The organism is Rhodococcus sp. IEGM 1330 (assembly GCF_033142445.1).
Taxonomy (GTDB): domain Bacteria; phylum Actinomycetota; class Actinomycetes; order Mycobacteriales; family Mycobacteriaceae; genus Rhodococcoides.
Map to the genome: position 1 here is coordinate 179,222 of NZ_JAWLSB010000007.1, position 17,833 is coordinate 197,054.

20 protein-coding genes and 1 pseudogene are annotated in these 17,833 nt (G+C 61.7%); 9 read left to right on the top strand and 12 right to left on the bottom strand.

What is annotated here, in order from left to right; genetic code table 11:
* Window positions 1-205: 205 nt before the first annotated feature.
* On the top strand, window positions 206-844 hold the full coding sequence (locus R4P57_RS17770) for a TetR/AcrR family transcriptional regulator (protein ID WP_317804125.1): 639 nt from the start codon (window positions 206-208) through the stop codon (window positions 842-844).
* Here the strand turns inward: R4P57_RS17770 and R4P57_RS17775 are convergent.
* Window positions 838-2,046: a citrate synthase gene (locus R4P57_RS17775; RefSeq protein WP_317804126.1), complete on the bottom strand. Its 1,209-nt coding sequence runs from the start codon at window positions 2,044-2,046 to the stop codon at window positions 838-840. The two genes, R4P57_RS17770 and R4P57_RS17775, sit on opposite strands and share 7 nt — an antisense overlap.
* 89 nt (window positions 2,047-2,135) lie before the next feature.
* Here R4P57_RS17775 and R4P57_RS17780 point away from each other — a divergent pair, with 89 nt between their 5' ends.
* Entirely contained in the window at window positions 2,136-3,281 is a 1,146-nt protein-coding gene (locus R4P57_RS17780; RefSeq protein WP_317804127.1) for a citrate/2-methylcitrate synthase, read from the top strand.
* Window positions 3,282-3,305: 24 nt separating this feature from the next.
* Here the strand turns inward: R4P57_RS17780 and R4P57_RS17785 are convergent, their stop codons facing one another.
* Both R4P57_RS17785 and R4P57_RS17790 read right to left on the bottom strand, forming a co-directional pair.
* On the bottom strand, window positions 3,306-3,788 hold the full coding sequence (locus tag R4P57_RS17785) for a GNAT family N-acetyltransferase (protein WP_317804128.1): 483 nt from the start codon (window positions 3,786-3,788) through the stop codon (window positions 3,306-3,308).
* A gap of 95 nt (window positions 3,789-3,883) precedes the next feature.
* Window positions 3,884-5,311, bottom strand: coding sequence for an MFS transporter (locus tag R4P57_RS17790; protein WP_317804129.1), 1,428 nt, complete (start codon window positions 5,309-5,311; stop codon window positions 3,884-3,886).
* 128 nt (window positions 5,312-5,439) lie between these two features.
* Here R4P57_RS17790 and R4P57_RS17795 point away from each other — a divergent pair, with 128 nt between their 5' ends.
* On the top strand, window positions 5,440-5,850 hold the full coding sequence (locus R4P57_RS17795) for a helix-turn-helix domain-containing protein (protein ID WP_317804130.1): 411 nt from the start codon (window positions 5,440-5,442) through the stop codon (window positions 5,848-5,850).
* On the opposite strand, the gene R4P57_RS17800 is transcribed toward R4P57_RS17795, so the two are convergent.
* Genes R4P57_RS17800 through R4P57_RS17810 form a run of 3 tightly spaced genes read right to left on the bottom strand, consistent with a single transcriptional unit; the run spans window position 5,824 to window position 8,791 of the window.
* Window positions 5,824-7,182, bottom strand: a complete 1,359-nt coding sequence (locus R4P57_RS17800) for an MFS transporter (RefSeq protein WP_317804131.1) — start codon at window positions 7,180-7,182, stop codon at window positions 5,824-5,826. The two genes, R4P57_RS17795 and R4P57_RS17800, sit on opposite strands and share 27 nt — an antisense overlap.
* Window positions 7,182-8,114 (bottom strand): NADP-dependent oxidoreductase, encoded by a 933-nt coding sequence (locus R4P57_RS17805; protein WP_317804132.1) that lies wholly within the window; start codon window positions 8,112-8,114, stop codon window positions 7,182-7,184. Before R4P57_RS17805 ends, R4P57_RS17800 begins: the two co-directional genes overlap by 1 nt.
* Window positions 8,111-8,791 (bottom strand): DsbA family protein, encoded by a 681-nt coding sequence (locus R4P57_RS17810; RefSeq protein WP_317804133.1) that lies wholly within the window; start codon window positions 8,789-8,791, stop codon window positions 8,111-8,113. The genes R4P57_RS17805 and R4P57_RS17810 overlap by 4 nt, the downstream gene beginning before the upstream one ends.
* 49 nt (window positions 8,792-8,840) lie before the next feature.
* Here R4P57_RS17810 and soxR point away from each other — a divergent pair, with 49 nt between their 5' ends.
* On the top strand, window positions 8,841-9,344 hold the full coding sequence (gene soxR, locus R4P57_RS17815; protein ID WP_317804134.1) for a redox-sensitive transcriptional activator SoxR: 504 nt from the start codon (window positions 8,841-8,843) through the stop codon (window positions 9,342-9,344).
* 319 nt (window positions 9,345-9,663) lie between these two features.
* Here soxR and R4P57_RS17820 read toward each other — a convergent pair whose 3' ends face one another.
* On the bottom strand, window positions 9,664-10,233 hold the full coding sequence (locus R4P57_RS17820; protein ID WP_317804135.1) for a cysteine hydrolase family protein: 570 nt from the start codon (window positions 10,231-10,233) through the stop codon (window positions 9,664-9,666).
* Between the two features lie 471 nt (window positions 10,234-10,704).
* On the opposite strand from R4P57_RS17820, the gene R4P57_RS17825 reads away from it, so the two are divergent.
* The 3 genes from R4P57_RS17825 (at window position 10,705) to R4P57_RS17835 (ending at window position 12,542) form a co-directional block, all read left to right on the top strand.
* A complete protein-coding gene (locus tag R4P57_RS17825; protein ID WP_317804136.1) occupies window positions 10,705-11,589 on the top strand; it encodes a hypothetical protein in 885 nt (294 codons plus the stop codon).
* Between the two features lie 4 nt (window positions 11,590-11,593).
* The gene (locus tag R4P57_RS17830) at window positions 11,594-12,055 is read left to right on the top strand and encodes a hypothetical protein (RefSeq protein ID WP_317804137.1); all 462 of its coding nucleotides are present in this window, start codon (window positions 11,594-11,596) and stop codon (window positions 12,053-12,055) included.
* A 115-nt stretch (window positions 12,056-12,170) separates the two neighbouring features.
* Window positions 12,171-12,542, top strand: a complete 372-nt coding sequence (locus tag R4P57_RS17835; protein ID WP_094613338.1) for a PLD nuclease N-terminal domain-containing protein — start codon at window positions 12,171-12,173, stop codon at window positions 12,540-12,542.
* A gap of 147 nt (window positions 12,543-12,689) precedes the next feature.
* On the opposite strand, the gene R4P57_RS17840 is transcribed toward R4P57_RS17835, so the two are convergent.
* Together R4P57_RS17840 and R4P57_RS17845 are read right to left on the bottom strand one after the other, a co-directional pair.
* Complete coding sequence (locus R4P57_RS17840) at window positions 12,690-13,124, bottom strand: SgcJ/EcaC family oxidoreductase (protein WP_317804138.1); 435 nt, start codon at window positions 13,122-13,124, stop codon at window positions 12,690-12,692.
* A 17-nt stretch (window positions 13,125-13,141) separates the two neighbouring features.
* Window positions 13,142-14,737: pseudogene (locus R4P57_RS17845) on the bottom strand (ABC-F family ATP-binding cassette domain-containing protein).
* 259 nt (window positions 14,738-14,996) lie between these two features.
* On the opposite strand from R4P57_RS17845, the gene R4P57_RS17850 reads away from it, so the two are divergent.
* Window positions 14,997-15,482 carry a hypothetical protein gene (locus tag R4P57_RS17850; RefSeq protein WP_317804140.1) on the top strand — a complete coding sequence of 162 codons (486 nt, stop codon included), beginning with the start codon at window positions 14,997-14,999 and terminating at the stop codon, window positions 15,480-15,482.
* A 37-nt stretch (window positions 15,483-15,519) separates the two neighbouring features.
* Here R4P57_RS17850 and R4P57_RS17855 read toward each other — a convergent pair whose 3' ends face one another.
* Together R4P57_RS17855 and R4P57_RS17860 are read right to left on the bottom strand one after the other, a co-directional pair.
* Entirely contained in the window at window positions 15,520-15,981 is a 462-nt protein-coding gene (locus tag R4P57_RS17855) for an SRPBCC domain-containing protein (RefSeq protein WP_317804141.1), read from the bottom strand.
* Between the two features lie 131 nt (window positions 15,982-16,112).
* Window positions 16,113-16,508, bottom strand: a complete 396-nt coding sequence (locus R4P57_RS17860) for a hypothetical protein (protein WP_317804142.1) — start codon at window positions 16,506-16,508, stop codon at window positions 16,113-16,115.
* Window positions 16,509-16,802: 294 nt separating this feature from the next.
* Here R4P57_RS17860 and R4P57_RS17865 point away from each other — a divergent pair, with 294 nt between their 5' ends.
* Window positions 16,803-17,090, top strand: coding sequence for a hypothetical protein (locus R4P57_RS17865; protein ID WP_317804143.1), 288 nt, complete (start codon window positions 16,803-16,805; stop codon window positions 17,088-17,090).
* Here R4P57_RS17865 and R4P57_RS17870 read toward each other — a convergent pair.
* A complete protein-coding gene (locus R4P57_RS17870) occupies window positions 17,070-17,831 on the bottom strand; it encodes an HpcH/HpaI aldolase family protein (RefSeq protein WP_317804144.1) in 762 nt (253 codons plus the stop codon). The genes R4P57_RS17865 and R4P57_RS17870 overlap by 21 nt on opposite strands.
* Window positions 17,832-17,833: the final 2 nt, after the last annotated feature.

Consider the following 17,833-nt stretch of genomic DNA (forward strand, 5'->3'; position numbering starts at 1 on the left):
AGATGGGTTGAGACTTCGGGCACCGGAGGGGACGTGGGGAACATCCGCCCTTCTGACGTGTGCTGCGCATCACACTAAGGTAGAATTTGTACAGACGTCAAGCTTTTTCTTGACAACTGCCCAGGATTTACCGGACGCCGAAGTTCCTCGATCGGCCGTCGGGCATACACTGAGGTGACGATCACGCGCGGAAAGGACTCGGACCATGACCCAGACCGCTGATCCGCGCGCGCGTATCGAACAGCGAGCCCGCAACAAGTTCGAGTCCAAGCGGACCGAGCTGGCCGAGGCGACACTGCACACGCTGGCCGAATTGGGTTATGCGCGCACGTCACTGCGGGAGATCGCACAGAATTCCGAGTACTCTCACGGCGTTCTGCACTACTACTTCACCGACAAACTCGACCTGATCACGCACGCCGTTCGCCAGTACGAGGCCATCTGCGTCACTCGTTACGACGAGGTGGTGGCCAACGCGGTGGACGCCACCGGCTTGTACGCGGACTTCGAGGCAAAGTATTTCGCTACTCTGGCGGCGGACGCCGGAATTCACCGGCTCTGGTACGACCTGCGCAATCAGGCCCTGTTCGACGGTTCGTTCCGCAACGATGTGCTCGAGATCGAGGAGCGTCGCGAGGACATGATCTGGCGAGTGGTGGCCCGGTACTGCGAGCTTCGCGACACCACGCCTGCACTCGACAAGGCCTCCGCCTACATCCTTCTCGACGGCATCTTTCAGCGCGCCTTACTGCATCACCTGGCCGGGAACACAGCCGAGATCACCGCCGCGCATGTACAGCTTCATGCTGCGTTCGCATTACTGGATTGCCCGACGCCTCAGTAGGTTCTCGGCCGAGTTCCCGTGTAGATGCCGGAAACCCGAAAGCGCAGGGGCGCTTCGTCGTATTCCTCGAGGGCGTGCGCGGTCCAACCCACGATGCGTGCGAGGGCGAACAGCATCTCCGGCGTGTCTGCCCTGAGCCCGTAGGCGAGGGTGAATGTCGCGAGAGCGAAATCCGAGTTCGGAAAGGTATCGAATCTGCTACTCACTTCCTCGATTATTGTGTCCGCCGCAGCGACCACTACAGGGTCGGCACCGTGAGCGGGGTCCCGAAGCAATCTCAGTAGTTCCTCGGCACGCGGGTCTCGGTCGGTGTAGACGACGTGTCCGAAGCCGGGCACCCGCTCTCCTGACCTCAAATGTGTTGCGAGAGCATCTATCGGATCGTCGATCGCCGTTGTCAGGAACCGGTGCACGGGATCGGCGGCAGAGCCGTGCAGTGGGCCGTCGATGCAGCCGAGTCCCGCCGAGACTATCGAGTACAGATTTGCTCGGGTGCTCGCAGCAACCCGAACTCCGAGCGTCGAGGCAGCCAGACCGTGATCGGCCATCAGGACGAGCGCGGCCTGCAGCACCACCAGCCCGTTCGGATCGGACGCATCGGACTTGATTGCCTCCCAGACCGATTCGGCGACCGGGAGCTCCGAGGAACCGACACCGAGGGCTGCTGCGACCGTCACCAGCAACTGCCCTGCCTCGCGGACGACCGATGTGGGCCCGGTGTCGAATCTCATCGGCCGGTAGGTGGAGGCGATGTCGACGGCGATACGGATCCGATCGATGGACCGGCAGTTCGACGCCATCAGCCCCAGTGCATCTCGGCATCGTTGTACCACAACGGGATCGGCGACGAAATGCGTTGCGTCCACCAGCTCACCCGTCCACACGAAATGTGCGACCGACTCGAAACTGCGTGAGCTGAGCTCGACCGCGTCACGTCCCCGATAGTAGAGATGCCCGTCGTCGATCAGCGTGATCCGAGTCCGAATTCGTTCCACCGCGCCATTATCCGTGCGTCGAGCGGTATCGCGTCCGGCGAGAGATTCCACCTCGTCTACGTCGAACACGCTCCCCCGCACTCCAGGTAGTCGAGTACTGGTCAACAGACCACGGCTGACGTAGGCGTACACCGTTTCCGGCTTGACACCCAGCCGTGCGGCGGCCTGGGCGGTGGTGAGCATGTTCCGACCGTCGGCGTGCGTCATGTCCGCCTTCCACATTGATTCAATCAACATTGACAAGAATCAACATTAGCGCGGATCGTAGGGGCTGACCAGCGCAAAGGAGTGCAGCCATGACCGTTCTCGACGCCCCACGGGGGCTCCACAACGTCGTCGTCACCACCACATCGATCGGAGATGTACGAGGCGACGAGGGTTTCTATCACTACCGTCAGTACTCGGCGATCGACATCGCGCTACACCTGACCTTCGAGGATGCGTGGTTCCTCATGGTCGAGGGCCGGTTGCCGAGCGACTCCGAGCGCGCCGAGTTCCTGCGTACGGTGGCACCGCTGCGGGTGCTGCCGAATGACGTCGCAGCCGCCGTGAAGACAGTGGCATTGTCGGGTCCCGAGCAACCACTCTTCGCGTTGCGGACGGTGTTGTCGGGAATGGCAGGTGCTGTGCCGCTGTACGAGTCTTCGGAATCGGACAAGCGTGCGACCGCCCTGCGTCTGTGCGCGATGACGCCGACCATTCTGGCTGCCGTACACAGGATTCGGGCCGGCAAGGAACCCATCGATCCACGCGATGATCTGACTACGGCTCAGAACTGGTTGTTCATGATCACCGGGCAGGTGCCCGACGCCGACCATGCCCGAGCGATCGACCGATACCTCACCGCCACGATCGATCACGGGTTCAACGCGTCGACCTTCACTGCTCGAGTCGTGGCGTCGACGGGGTCGGACATCGCATCCGCAGTGTGCGCTGCGATCGGTGCCTTCGCCGGACCTCTGCACGGAGGTGCCCCGGATCGCGCCCTCGACGGGCTGGACCAAATTGCCGACGTCGATTCCGCGGATACGTGGGCGCGAGCGAAAATTGCTGCAGGAGATCGCATCATGGGATTCGGGCATCCAGTGTACCGAACCGATGATCCCCGATCGGTGATGCTGCGCGAGACTGCGCAGGAGTTGGGCGGCGACCTGATCGACAAGGCTGTGCAGGTCGAGAAGGTCATCACCGCTGCGCTCGCCGATCTCAAGCCGGACCGCAAGCTGTACGCGAATGTGGAGTACTACGCCGGTGTCGTGATGGAGCTCTGCGGAATTCCTCGGTCGATGTTCACGCCCACTTTCGCGTGCAGTCGGATGGTCGGGTGGTGCGCCAACATCGTCGAGCAGTCGCACGACAGCAAGATCATCAGGCCGATCGCCCGCTACGACGGCCCAGTGCCTTCGGCAGTGGTGCGGAAAAGTGCCGCCCAGGGCACCTAATCACACCACTGCGGCGGAGCCGCATCATGCGGAGGGCCCGCCAGCCGACAATCTCGCTCTCATGGCAGGAAAGGCGTTGGCAGTGAATCCGCTCCGCTCATAAATTCCACGCCCGGAGGGCGTCGCCATCAACTCCACCCGCGCAATCCCGGTCTGACGAGCCCAGTCCATCACCGCATCGAATGCTTTGCCACCGAATCCCTTCCCTCGGAGGTCGGGTGCCGTGCACACGTTGCTGATCAGAACATCCCGCCCGTCCGGTGACAGAGGCGAGGGGGCCGCGTCGCGAACGGCACCCATGGCACATGCCGCCACTCGACCGCTCTGATCGACGACGAAAATGCCGTAGGCGACGTTGTTCAATCGGTCGACGAACCAGTCGAATGCATGTGCGCGCCACAGTTCGTCCTCGCCGACACTGCCCATCGATCGAAACATCTCGGCCCGCAACTCGACGAGATCATCCACGTCTCCGATGCGTGCCCGTCGAACTGTCACCTCGTTCACATTCGTCCTGCTTTCCTTGCCCACTGTTGCCGTTCCCATTCTGCTCGCCATCGACAAGGGACACAGCGCACTAGACACCCATCGGGGCCCTCACGTCATCGAGCGGATGGCACATGATCGGTCCGCTGACGAACGAACAGCAGAATTCCGATGCCCAGGGCGAGTCCTGCTGCCACGGCAGGGACGATCAATGCACGCTGGTAGTCCTCGACCGACGGCACGCCGAGACTTCCGCCGACGAGGACAACCGTCACAATCGAGACCCCCAGGGCAGCACCGAATTGGAAGCCGGTGTACACGATTCCACCTGCCAATCCATGCTTGTCGTCGCTGACACCTTCCACTGCAGCAGCGGTCATCGGGCCGTAGATGAAGGCGAATGCCAAGCCCAGCAGGAGCAGCGATGGCAGCAGGTCGCGGAATCCCGAGCCCTCATCCAACCGGAGGGTCAGAACGAACCCGAGTGCCACCGCCCCGAGTCCGGCAAGCATCACTGCAACGTTGCCGAATCGTGCGACCAACTTCGGCGTCAGGAACGGTGCAACGACCAACTCGATACCCATCGCCGAAAATGCAGTACCTGTCTGCAGCGGAGTCCAACCCAACAATTCTTGGAGATACAGCGTCAGGACGAATTGCCATGCAAAGAAGGCACCGATGAACAGCAAGCCCACCGACGTTACCCACGGCAGCAGTCCGGTTGTCAGCACTCCTGCCGGGATCAACGGATCGTCCGCCCGCCTCTCGATGGCTACGAAGGCGCAGCCGAGGAGAGCGGCTATGCCGAGCGCACTCAGCCCCAGTACGTTGGACAAGTTCTCTCCGAGGGAGACAATCCCGTACACCAGGCTGACCATCGCTGCAGTGAGCGTCGCGCCTCCAGCAAAATCGAATGAGCCGCGAACTCGAGCCTCGGTGACTTCTGCGTCGCGCACGATGAAAAGCCCTCCTGCGATGAGGAATCCGAGACCCAGGAATGCCGGGGCGAAGAAGACCAACCTCCAGTCCAGTGACGTGAGCAAGCCTCCGCCGAACACTCCGAGGAGAAATCCGGAGGCCCCGATAGCTCCGTAGATGGCAAGGGCCTTGTTGCGCAGCGCTCCTTCCGGAAATGTCGTGGTGAGGAGACTGAATCCAGCGGGTGTCATGAAACCGGCAGTTGCGCCGGTGATGAACCGGACCAGGAGTAGCACCCATGATTCTTGTGCCAACCCACCGATGGCAGAGAAAGCCACGAACACAGCGAGAGCCGTCAAGAACACCCGTCGTCGTCCGAGAACGTCGGCGGCGCGACCACCGAGAATCATGAATCCCGCGTAGGCGAGCACATAGGCGCTGATCACCCAATGGGCCGAACCGGTGCCGAGGCCGATGTCGGCAGCAATGCTGGGCACTGCCACGTTCAGCATCGCGATGTCGATCCCTTCGAGGAACAATGCGCCGGTCACTACGCTCAGAACGACCCAGGCACGGCCCGGCAGCCGCGACACATCGCCTTCGATTGCTGATTCGGATTCGGTCACAACACTCTCCTCGGTAACAAAACGTCAGTGGGTTACTTCTTGTAACCGACTGCAGCCTGGGTCATCATGAGTGCATGACACAAGAAGGCACTTTGGAGTCAGTCGGTTCCCCGCAGGGAAGTGACCAGGTGGCCGACGGATGTTGCCGTGATGGCCGTGACGCGTACCAGTGGGATGCCCGCGAGGACTGTGGCGTCAGGCAGATTCTCGATCGTGTCGCCGATAAGTGGTCCCTTCTGGTGATCGCATTGTTGGAGGAGCAAACATTTCGATTCGGCGAACTCCGACGAGAGATCGACGGGATCAGCACTCGCATGTTGACCGTGACTCTGCGCAACCTCGAGCGCGACGGGTTGATCGATCGGCGTATGTACCCCGAAATTCCTCCGCGCGTCGAGTACCGACTCTCGGACCTGGGCCGAACGTTGCTGGGAACCATCCAAGCTCTCGTCGAATGGACCGAACACAATCAGCAACGAATTGCCCATGCTCGGGCAGTATTCGACGACGCATCAGCAGTGACTCCGTCTCAGGTGTGAGTCGGGTCGACGCGCAAGGAGAACGGCGGCACCGCCGACACCGGCAATCAGTGTGTACGCGATCAGGAACCCGTCCGCGACCGCGAGCGACAACACGGCTCCTGACACCGCGATCAATATCGATTGGTTCATCGACTCCGAGATCTGCAAACCGGAGCTGTTGGCACCGTATTCGGCCTCCGTCGACTCCGCCAGAACTGTGGCGGTGATTCGCGGGTACGCCAGCCCCATACCGATTCCCATGACAATGAGGGCGACCACCAGAACAGGTACCGGTATCGCTCCGGCGATGAACAGCCACGCGCCGACTGGACCGATGAACACCAGCACTACCGCTCTCGGTACCAGAGCGGAACCACCGCCGCCGCCGGAGCTTCTACCCTGCAGCCAGGCTCCGGCAATCCATCCGATCGCTCCGAGGGCAACGATCAGGCCGGACGAACTGGGACTGTAGCCGAGCTGGCGCTGGAGGTAGAGAGGCAGATAGATGTCCGTTGCCGCAACGGTCGCACCCAGCAATCCACGCAGCGCGGTCGAGCGAGGGATTCCCGGTCGAATCCTGAACGTGCCCTGGGGGAGAAGGCGTGTTGCCGACAGCCCGATCAGCGAAACGGCGCACACACTACCCAGGACAAGAATGGGAATTCCTTGCTGGCCGGCGAGGTGCAGCCCGAGCACGCCCGCTGCCGCAACCATGGTCCATATTCCCCGACGTCCGAATACTGCTGTGCCGTTATGCAATTGGACCGAACCACGGACCGCGATAAGCAGCGTTATCAAGGACACCCCGGATCCGACCAAAGCCAGCGCGAACACCGTTCGCCAACCGACGAATTCGACGAGCACACCGGCGACCAGCGGTCCCGAAATTCCGGGTAGGAGCCACGCAGCCGTCAGCAACCCGAAGGTTCGAGAATGCAGATCGGCTGGAATGCACTGTGCAATCACGACGTACAGGACGACAGAGTTGATTCCGCCGCCGAATCCCTGCAGTAGTCGACCTGCCACGAACAGCTCGATCGTGGGTGCCACCGCACAGAGCGCAATCCCGATGAGAAAGGCAGTACCGCCCACTGCCATCGGGACCCTGACACCGCGTCGGTCGGCCCAATTTCCCCCAATGGTCATCCCCACCAGAGCTGCGGTCAGTGTCGAGGCATACGCAAGCGAATACCAGCGATCGGCACCGAAGTCATCGACGATCACGGGGAGAGCAGTGGTGATTGCGAACGACTCGAAAGCAATGAACGTCATCGTTCCCAGCAGGCCGATAATCAGCGGCCGATGTTCTCCCGACAGCAGGTTCGATGGACGGTCCACCCTGTCGGTCATCAGCTTCCTTCATCGACGAGTAACACGACCTTGCCGCGCCCGTGTCCGGTCTCGACGTCACGATGCGCCTCGCCGGTCTCGTCGAGTACGTACGCGGCCCTGACTGTGACGCGCAACTGTCCGGTAGCGCACAGATCGACGAGGTCGCGCAGACGCTCGGCCGATCGATCGCTCGAAATCCACTGGCAATTCAGCTCTCTTGCCAGTGCAATGTCGACGATCGTTCCGATGCGGGAACGGTCGTACGTCAGAGCGACTGCGGTGCGCAGGTTCTCATGTCCGGCCGCGTCGAACACCACATCGACTCCTTCCGGAGCCGCTGCCATGATTCGTTCGGCCTGACCACTACCGTAAGTCACTGCGACAGCGCCCATCTGCTCTAGGTACGGGTGGTTGTCTCGACTTGCCGTGCCAATCACCCGCAGGCCTTGATGAAGCGCCAACTGGACAGCCATCGAACCCACCCCACCCGCCGCCCCATGGACCAGCAATGTTTCACCTGCCCGCGCACCCAACCGTTCCAGGGCGGTGTGGGCCGTCTGACCCGATGCGGACAGCGCCCCCGCCGTGCGCCAGGAAACGCTAGGGGGCTTGGCTACGATCTGATTGGCCGGAACACTCACGTACTCCGCGTAACAGCCGAGAACTCGATATCCCAGAACGTCGTCACCGACCGCGAACTGGTGGACATCCGCACCGAGCGCCTCGACGATTCCCGAAAATTCGTTGCCGAGAATCTGCGGAAACTCGATGGTCGCGCCCGGCGGTACCCACCCTCCCCGAATTGCCGCGTCGGTCAGTTGCACACCGGCTACTCGAATCCTGACCAGCACCTCTCCAGGATTCGGAGTCGGCCGGGCCAGCGTTCTGGTCTTCAGCACCGATGCGGATCCGTGTTCGTCGATCGCAACGGCGCGCATCGTGTCGATCATCGACCGACCGCCGGGATATCTACGATCCGATCGACACCGGTACTCGGGTCACCAGCTGTTCTTACCGAATCGGCAAGAACAGTCGGAATCGAGCTGATGCCGAGCGCGGCCGCGTCGCGAATATCGTCGTCGACAGCGGCCGAGTACTCGTCGGTCTCTACGAGCGTCGTGATGTCGCCGCCCGCCAGGCCCACCTGTTCACCGACCGAGCGGAGCACAATCCAATCCGCGATGTTGTCGTTGAATTCGAAGTGCCTGGAATACAACGCATCCCACGCCTCGAATGTGTTCAACTGCCGATCCGCGACCAGCTTCAGCAGTCGGTGCGCATTGCGCGAGTCGACTACCAACGCGGTGTCGATGTTGATGATGAGCGATTCGGATGTACCGCCCGCCACGATCTTTCTACTGTGAGCTGCCCATCGCGCCTCGTCGAAGCCCCACGAGGACAGCGCCGCTTCCCGAACGGTCATGCCGGAGCGAGTTGGACCGGCGGGTTCGAGTAGAAAGCTCCTGTACTCGACCCGCGTGCCGGCTTCGAGACGGCCGAGCGCCCGCACCAATTGTCGGTGCCCAATCCAGCACCATGGGCACCGTATGTCCGCCCAATTCGTGATCGTTGTCGTCAATTGTCTCTCCTGACCTCGCCGAAGACTGCGATGTACAGTGCACTTCATCAAGTGCACTTGACGTCAAGGCGTACGAGCGAACCCGGAGGGCCAGGTCATGACACAACTGGATACGGATGCGGTATGGCTCAAGCCCGGCCAGGTCGCAGAACGTGCCGGGGTCGCTGTATCCGCCCTGCACTACTACGAACAGGTTGGATTGATTTCCAGTCGACGCACAAGCGGAAACCGTCGGGAGTACCGGCGCGACGTGCTGCGGGTTATCGCCTTCATCAGAACAGCTCAACGTCTCGGGGTGTCCCTGGAGAAGATCAAGGATGCGCTCGACCAACTGCCGGAACAGGCGATACCGGGAAAGCGCGATTGGGCGCGAATATCTCGACAGTGGCGCGACGAACTCACTGCACGCATCGAAGAACTGACTGCGCTGCGAGACAACTTTTCCGACTGCATCGGATGCGGATGCCTGTCGCTGACATCATGCCCCTACTCGAACCCCAATGACATTCTCGGACAACAAGGTACCGGAGCACGACGGCTCACAGCCCGGACGACGCAATCGACGACGCGCACAAGAACCGAAACCTCGCTGTTTTCGTGATCGTGGAACGATCGAGGTGCCACGAACTTCTCGAACAGCTCAGTCGATTCTCTTGGCCTCGATGAGGAATCGAGTCGAGTGTGCAACGAAAGGTCCGTCGTTCTCGAGCGCGACACCTCATCGAGTGCACGAGACCAGCGGACGACAGTCGATCGTCCACCCACTTCCAATCCCCGATCATGATCGCGCCGTCCCACTTCCTCAGTCCGAACAGCCGAACTCCCTGCGCGCCGAGGCGTACTCGATCATCACTCCGGTCGATGTCACGCCAGAACTCGTCGGGAGACATTCGGCCTGTGACTTCCATTGCGCGCCTTCTTCACTTCGAGAGCAGGTCTTCTGTTGTGACGACAGTCGCGAATTCCCCGTGCAGGTTGGTCGCAGTCATTGCCGACAACGTCGCGGCGGGCACAGTCGTTCCATCGGGCCCGACGCGATCGAAGGTATGTGTGGCGTCGATGACGAAGTACGTGTCGTATCCGAGGTTTCCGGCCATGCGAGCTGTCGTCTCGCAGCAGTGATTTGTCGTGATCCCGCAGATGACGACCTGGTCGATGCCCTCGGCGCGTAGCCAGGCATCGAGATCCGGCGTGCCGTAGAAGCTCGAATTGACCCGTTTGCTGATCAGCAGATCTGGGCTTCCTTCGATGACATCTTTGAACGCGTGCCCGGAACTACTCGGCGACAACGGAGACAGAGGGTTGTCGGAGTCGTGTCGAACGAACACCACCGGCCATGAGTTGGACCGCCACAAGCGAATGAGGGCAGCGATATTGCCTTCGCACGACGGGTTGTCCCGCGGACCCCAGAACTCGGCATCGTCGAATCCCGCCTGTACATCGACGACAATCAGAGCGGGCCTTCGGAGGTCGATCTGTGATTCGCCCATGCGGCCAAGGATACGGCGAGGTTCCTACTGCTGGATATCGAGCATCATTCGCTTCAGCAAGGCAGCGAGTTGGCTTCGTTCGCCAGGAGTCAGTGTTCCTCGTTTGCCACGTGTGTGGGTAGCGCTGCATGGTTTCGGCGTCGCACTCATCGGCTCGACAGCCGGACAGTTCATGCCGGCAGACACGCGGTGACGGTTGGCCGCATACGTGCCGGATCGAATCTGCGATCGAATCGGGTGCAGGCGACCGCGCTGAGCGCGGTCAGCTGCACCTGATTTCGGTGCCGCATGAACCAGCGATCATCGAACAGACAGTGGGTAGCCTGAGGCATGCGCAGATCCGTTCGGGCAACCCTGGTTGTTGGCTCGTGTGGACTGTTGACGGCGTGCAGTTACGTCTTGCCTTTCTCAGGGTTGGAGACAGAGTCGTATCGACCACCCACAGCGAGCACGACGCACACTCCGAACTGCATGGCCGAGAACATTTACAGCGCGCTGACCGGATACGGGCCGTCGGACCCTGAAATCACCGCAGACGCTCCGACACCGGGATATCCCCCGCGGTATTTCAACCCAGTGGAAGTACTGCGGTGCGAAAGAGCACTCAGTGACGACAATGTGTTGACACTGGATTCGGTACGGCTCCGCGGGGACGTCCGCGCCGCAATGGAGGCGTTCGTAGTTCCCTCGGAACGCTATACGGGGCACGTGACGGTCAGCTGCGCGTACCCGGGCGAAGCACCCGTCGGACTGTGGTTCGTCGACGAGTCTGGTCGCGCGTTTCGACCGGCTTGGCCTGTTGCTCTCTGCGGACGACTTCAGGACGAACCACTGCGCGTACTGAGCGAACTCGAAGAATTCTCCCGAACCGTGCACCCCATGGGGTACGACTACGACTACGCCACCACGTGCACGGGACCAGCTGCAGGCGAGTTCTTCGACACCACAGCCGAATACGTCGACCAAGCAATCGAGGCTGAGACCAGTGGAAACGCTTCGCTTCCTCCGACCTTGATTCTGCCTTCGGACGACGTCGGATTTCTCCAGATCTGTACGTATCCGGTCATCGACAGCGTGTCCGCTCTACCGGTCGAGATCGGGACGGTTCCCGGAAGTTCAGCCACCCTCGACCGGCCGAGCAGCATCGAACTGGTCGGCGAACTCACCGCCGCTCCCATCGCACAGCCGTGCTCGACTCCGGCGACGCGGTTTGCCTACGCCGACTTGAGCCGCCCGGATGGTTCCGGAAGTGCCCGCATCACAGTCGAATTGGACGGTTGTCGACGCATCGCGGGAATGGGATCATTCCAAGAACTACCGCCCGAGGCTTACTCTGTTCTCACTCGGGATCGATGACAACATGAAGACTTCGTGGAGGGCACTTCCCACGCTGGTGTTCCTCGCCATTTTCACCGCGTCGTGCACTTCGTTCGAGCCTGGCGAGCGCAGGTCCACGGACCGAGAAGAAGTGTCGAACGGTCTGCAAGACATAGCTTTCGACGTGCCGAGTGGCTTCGAGTTCGTTCAGGCCTTCACCCACTCGGAGTTCGTCGGCCAGCCCGCGTGGAGTGCGCGATTCGACTCGTCGAGCGAGTGGGGCGACGACGTGGCGCTATCGGCGGCAAACCCTTCCTATCCGCCGCTGCAGCCGGTCACGTGCGCCGCTGCATCGACGAGCAACTGGACTGCACTGGGCTTGACCTGCGAACCCGAGATGCGGTCGACCTCGCGTCCTACTCAGGGGACTGCAGACCCCGTGACCGTCCTGCTCACCAGGAACGCACGCCAGTCGTCGCTGTTCATCTACTCCCAAGGTCACTGACTGTTCTCCTGCCAGGGAATCGCCCTGTCCGTTCTGTGCCACCTGTTGAATTCTCGACAATCCCGCTACGATGCTCGGTACATCAGACCGAACGGTCTTGAACATGGAGGATCACATGCCGTATCTCGGTCTGCTGGTGATGTTGCTGTGGGTGTTCTGTCTGATCGACGTGATCACGGCCGACGACGGTGGAGTGCGATTCCTCCCGAAGATCGTGTGGCTGCTGTTGGTGGTGTTTCTCCCGCTTGCCGGCTCGTTGGCATGGTTGTTCGCGGGACGTCCGATCGGTGGCGGAATCTGGGGAGGTTCCGGCGGCGGCAACCGGCGAGCGAGCAATTCTGCGTTTCCGGAGTACGAGACGCGCCCTGGTCGTCAGGCGGCGCAAAACCCGGATGCCGACGCAGAATTTCTTCGGCAGTGCCGAGAGCGCGCGGAGGAGCAACGTCGACTCGAGCGCGAACGCCGCAAGCGAGACCTCGGATTCTGATCAATATTGTTGAATTGACGGCGACTCGATGGTGCCCCATCGCGACGGGGACCGTGCCGCCCAGTTCGTGCATAGTCGGTGCCTGCCGGCCCCGGGACGGTGAGTCGGCTGCGTCCTTGTCCTGAGTTTGCCCATAACTGACGAAAGTCAGTCGATTCGTTCGGTCGGGACAAGCGTGTTTTGACCACTGGCGATGTACCACTCACCATCCTGCCTGCGCCAGATGTAACTCGGGCGTCCCTTGACCGGGGGCGACATGGGTCGCCCGACAGCATCAAGATAGTCCTGGTTGACCCCTGTCAGCACAACGTCGCCGGTGATGAATCGGATGTGTTCGACGTCGTACCGAACGGATCCGTCTGCGAATGCTCCCGGAAGCACCCTGCTGGTGAATTCTTCGATCTGTCGCCGACCGATCAGGCGGACGCCTGCGGCGCTCACCCACACAGCATCCGCGTCGAACAACGCAAGAAATCCCTCCACGTCTTCGGTCCGTTGGGTTCGCTCCAGCTCAGCGACACGGGCTACGAGTTCGGCCACATCGTCGTCCGACGAGTGCGGAGGTGCGATCGATATCGTCATGTCGACACTCCACAACATCAAGTGCACTCGAGGTCAAGAGTTTCCCATGAACTGGTGTCTCGCAGCATCTGTCGATCGTGTGTGGAGACCACCACTGCTGCGTCGGTCGCGTCGAGTGCCTGGGTCAATTCGTCCACCAGCGCGATGGACAGGTGATTCGTCGGCTCGTCGAGCAGCAGAACGCTCGGCCGGCGGGCGAGAGCCAGTGCGAGGTCGAGGCGGCGTTGTTGGCCCATCGACAGTTCACCGATCCGCTTGTTCATCTCTCGTGACCGCAGCAGGCCGAGCGAAGACAACGAGACCGTCCCGTCGAAGCAAGATCGAAAATACTCTCCCGCTTGGTATTTCGGTGGTAGTGCCGACTCCTGACGCAGCAGAACAACCCGCGCATCGTGCGCTGCACGCACCTGGCCGGTCGTCGGGTCCTCGTGTCCCGCGAGCACGGACAGGAATGTGGACTTCCCGGATCCGTTGGGGCCCGTCACCACCTGCTTGGCTCCTGCCGACAGGGTCAGCGATACAGGCACACCCAGTCGCCCCGCCACCGTCACATGTTCGGCAACCAACAACGTTCCCTGCCTTGCACCCATTCTCGGAAACCGAAGCCTCTGAGGTGGTTCCGGAACAGGGAGAAGCTGAGATTCCAGGTCCTCCTGCCTGCGGTGCACGTTTCGCACGAGACCGCCTGCACGCGTGGATCGTTGATGCTTGTTCGTGCCTTTGCTCGGCCTCCAACTGCTGACCAGCCTGTTCTGAGCTTTGCTCAGATCCTCGCGGAGCTTGACGGTCATCGCCAACTGCTGTTCGTACTCCTGCTCCCACTTGATTCGCTCGGCACCGCGACCGGCCCGGTAGCTGGCATAGCCGTCACCATAGACGCGTGGGCGACCGTCCGGAGTCGGATCGAGATCCAGGATCTGTTGCGCTACATCGGACACAAGAGCTCGGTCGTTACTGACCACTACGACGCCACCGGCCCGATCTCGAAGCCGTCCGGTCAGATAGTCCAGGCCGGCTCGGTCGAGGTGATTGGTCGGTTCGTCGAGGAGCAGAAAGTCGTGATCTCCGCCGAGCAAACAGGCGAGTCGCACTCGGTAACGCTGCCCAACAGACAGTGTGGAAAGAACTCGGCATCTGTCGGTCACTGCTCCGAGTCCGTCGAGCGCAATGTCCAGTCGCCGCTCGGCGTCCCAGGCGTCGAGAGCTTCGACGCGCTCCAACGCTGATGTGTATATCTGTTCGGCTTCCGCTCTGCCGGAGGTCAATTCGTTCGATGCCGAGTCCAGGCTCGCCAATGCCGATATCGACTCGGCGATGGATTCGTGGAGGACCTCTCCGACAGTGCGTTCGTCTGTGGTGACCATTTCTTGATCGGCAACACCGAGGGTCCCGACGCGTGACACGGTTCCCGAGTCGGGCGTCAATCGTCCGGCCAGGATGTGAAGGAGGGTGGACTTTCCGCGCCCGTTCTCGCCCACTATTGCCTACCGAGATGCGGGTGTCACAGCGATGTCGACACCGGTCAATACCGGTGAGCCGCCGAAAGCGACTGCGATGTCGGAAGCGATGAGTTGCGCGTTGGCGCGCGCAGGGATAGTTGCAGAATGTGGCATGAGATCTCCGAAGAAGAAGCGCAGCAACATAACTGCGCGTGAATGACGGGCGGACCGGGTAGGTCCGGAATCGACGGCACGGTCGAACGCGGGTAGTTCCCCACGTTCGACTCAGCCGAAGAAGACCGTCACTCGAAGATCAAATGCATGCCGGCACGGTAGCAAGCCGATTCGGGAATCCGCCACCGGTTTTCGTCAGCTCGAACGCCACGTTCCGAAACAGTGGCGGCCTCGACAAGCATCGGTCCATACTGTTCCGGTGAGAAGAGCCGGATTCGGAGCAATCACCCTGGTTGTCTTCAGTTGCGCCTGCGCACCCGTCGAAGTCGACGAACCCCGGCTTCCGACTGCATCGGTTCGATCGACGCAGTTTGCCGCACCCCCGTCGCCTGTCACCGATGCCGTTCCCAGCGCCGAGCAGTTGACTGCCTTGCTCGCAGCCAGCCTGAACTACTCGGTACGGGAGGAGGATCGGGCGCGACTGTTCGGCGGTCCCAGCGAAGGCAACGTGTCGCTTGCGCGCGCCTGGGGTGCGCAGCCGGATCCACAACACATCGATTTCACGACAGTCGAAGTCACCGGCCCGGACACCGTCGATGCGAGCGGAATGGGATCGTTCCGCGGCCTCGAACCCTATTCGGTCGGTCCCATCCCCTTCGTGCGGTTCGACAGCGAGTGGAGGGTCTCCCGCGTCTTCGCCTGCGGAATGGTCCGCGCGTTCGATGGACCCGACGCATGTGCGTGAGCCGAGGGTGGATTTCGCGGACCGGCTGAACGGTGGGCTATCGCTGAGGTGGAGCCAGGACGTCGGGTAACTTCGTCGATAGGACTTGATTCCACCCTCGCGCAAATGCGTTGCGTGCCATGATCTGCCGCTTGTCGTCGACATCGAAACCACTGTGCGTCAACAGCAGCCGAGTTCCACGCCCGTGTGAATGGACCTCCCAGCTCAAGAGCCACCGCACGGGGCGAGCCGAGCGCAGGTCCATCCAACTCCAGGTCATGGCTCTGTTGGGGGTGGCCGCCAACACTTCACACGCAATTTCGGCCGACGCACTCGACGGAACGGACAGTAGGAAATGAGTCCCGACCATGGCACCCATGTACCCGGTCGACGGCATCAACCACCGCTCGAGCGCTGCCGGATCGGTGATCGCGGTCCAAACAGCTTCCGGTTGCTGGGCGTAGAAATTGCCCACTTCGACGCGTGATAAATCCGGCTCGAGATCGAACTCCGGGTTCACTCGCTACTCCGCATCCTCGAGTTCCTTTGAAATTTCCATCCGTATCCGCCGTTGTTGTGTAGGACCCACACGACGACCGCACGCCTACCAAGGCATGACCATACGTCCGACCGACCACAAGCGACTGACATTCAAGCGGTGAGCCCCAGCTGCGCTGGATTCACAGGCGCGAGGACGTACGCGAATGCGTAGCTCACCGATGTCACTGTTGCGAGCACTATCAACGACTCCGGGTGTAGAGAAGGAGTTCCCGAGGCCGCCTCGGTCCATGCGAGCAATCCGCCAACCACCAGCAACACGGCCGCCGCCGAACACAGCGCGAATCGCTGTCTCCACCGGTTGCGAGTCCGCGGTGGCCAGAACGCCGCAGTCCGCGCTGCGTAATGCCCACCTGCGACCGCGACCAGGCCAACGATCAGTCCGACCACTCCGCCGATCACAGCGGGGAGGGTCAGATCCCACCACCGACCGCCGACAATCGGCCAGATGAGCACCGCAGCCGTGCACGCACCACTGGCCGCTGCCACGCATAGCTCCTTGGCGACCCATTCCATGCGGATGACTCAAACACACAGCTCGACATCGACTGAATCCGGTGCAGCCAGCCGCGCTGGCGCTCGATGTCAGTGCCGAGAGAACCAATGCAGGCCGTACGACCCATCGACGCGCCGATCGCGATTCCCTGCAGCAGCGCCGATCACTGGCCCGGGCCGTCTCCGAACAACGACCACTCAATCGCGAGAAACACCAGAACCCTCCCACGACATCCTCAGCGCCGCGAACAATCCGGTACCGTGGAAAAAACGGGCAAAGTGGACCACATGAGGTTGGAGCTCGAGATGCAGAAGCCATTTCGCGAGTGGATCATGACCGGCGCGCTGAGCAAGAGGTGCGGCGCAACCCGCGCCGACTACATCAACGCACTGGTGCTTGTCCCCGCGGTCGCGGTCGGCTTCTTGCTACTGCACTCGTCGACAAATTCAGGATCCATCGCCGTGGACATTGCAGCAGGATGCCTGGGCGGTGCCGTCACCGGCGTCCTGTATCTCTATCTCGCGTATCGGGTCGATGCGGCAAGAAGAGCGGGCCTACCCCCGCGCCGCCGCTAGGTGCTCGGCCGACACGGCTTTGAGATGCGTCAGGTCCGATGCGACGGTTGCCAGCGTGTATCCCTCGGACAGTCGCTGGGCAGCAACACTTCCTGACGCGGTGTGAATTCCCGCGGTGATACCCGCCGCGGCCGCAGCCTTCTGCACCCTCTCGAGGGCCGCCTCGAATTCCGCATCGACGGAGGGGTCGCTGGGCGAGGATCCGCCGACGGCCAATCGCAGATCCGATGGCCCTACATAGACGCCGTCGAGGCCGGGTACAGCACAGATCTCCTCGACGTTGGCGAGACCCTGTGGTGTCTCGATCATGGCGAGTACGACGGTATCGCGGTTGGCGACGGCCGGATCGGGTCCGATTCGTAGCTGCGAACGCATCGGGCCGTAGGAGCGGATGCCCGCCGGTGGATATGTGGCAGCCGATACTGCGGCCGCGGCGTCGGCGGCTGTGTCCACGAGCGGGACGATGACTCCCCATGCACCTGCGTCGAGTGCGCGGCCGATTGCGGTGGCGTTGTTCGCCTCCACTCGAACGAGCGCGGCGGGGCCGTTCGCGGCGTCGATTGCGGTGATTCCGGTCAGCATGCCGGAGTATCCGATCAGGCCGTGTTGCAGGTCGAGGGCAATGTAGTCCCACCCCACGTGAGCGAGCCATTCGGTGGAGACAGGACTGTCGATGACCGACCAGTAGCCGAGGATGCGCTCGCGGTTTCGAACTCGAGCTGCGAATTCCTGTGCAGGCATTG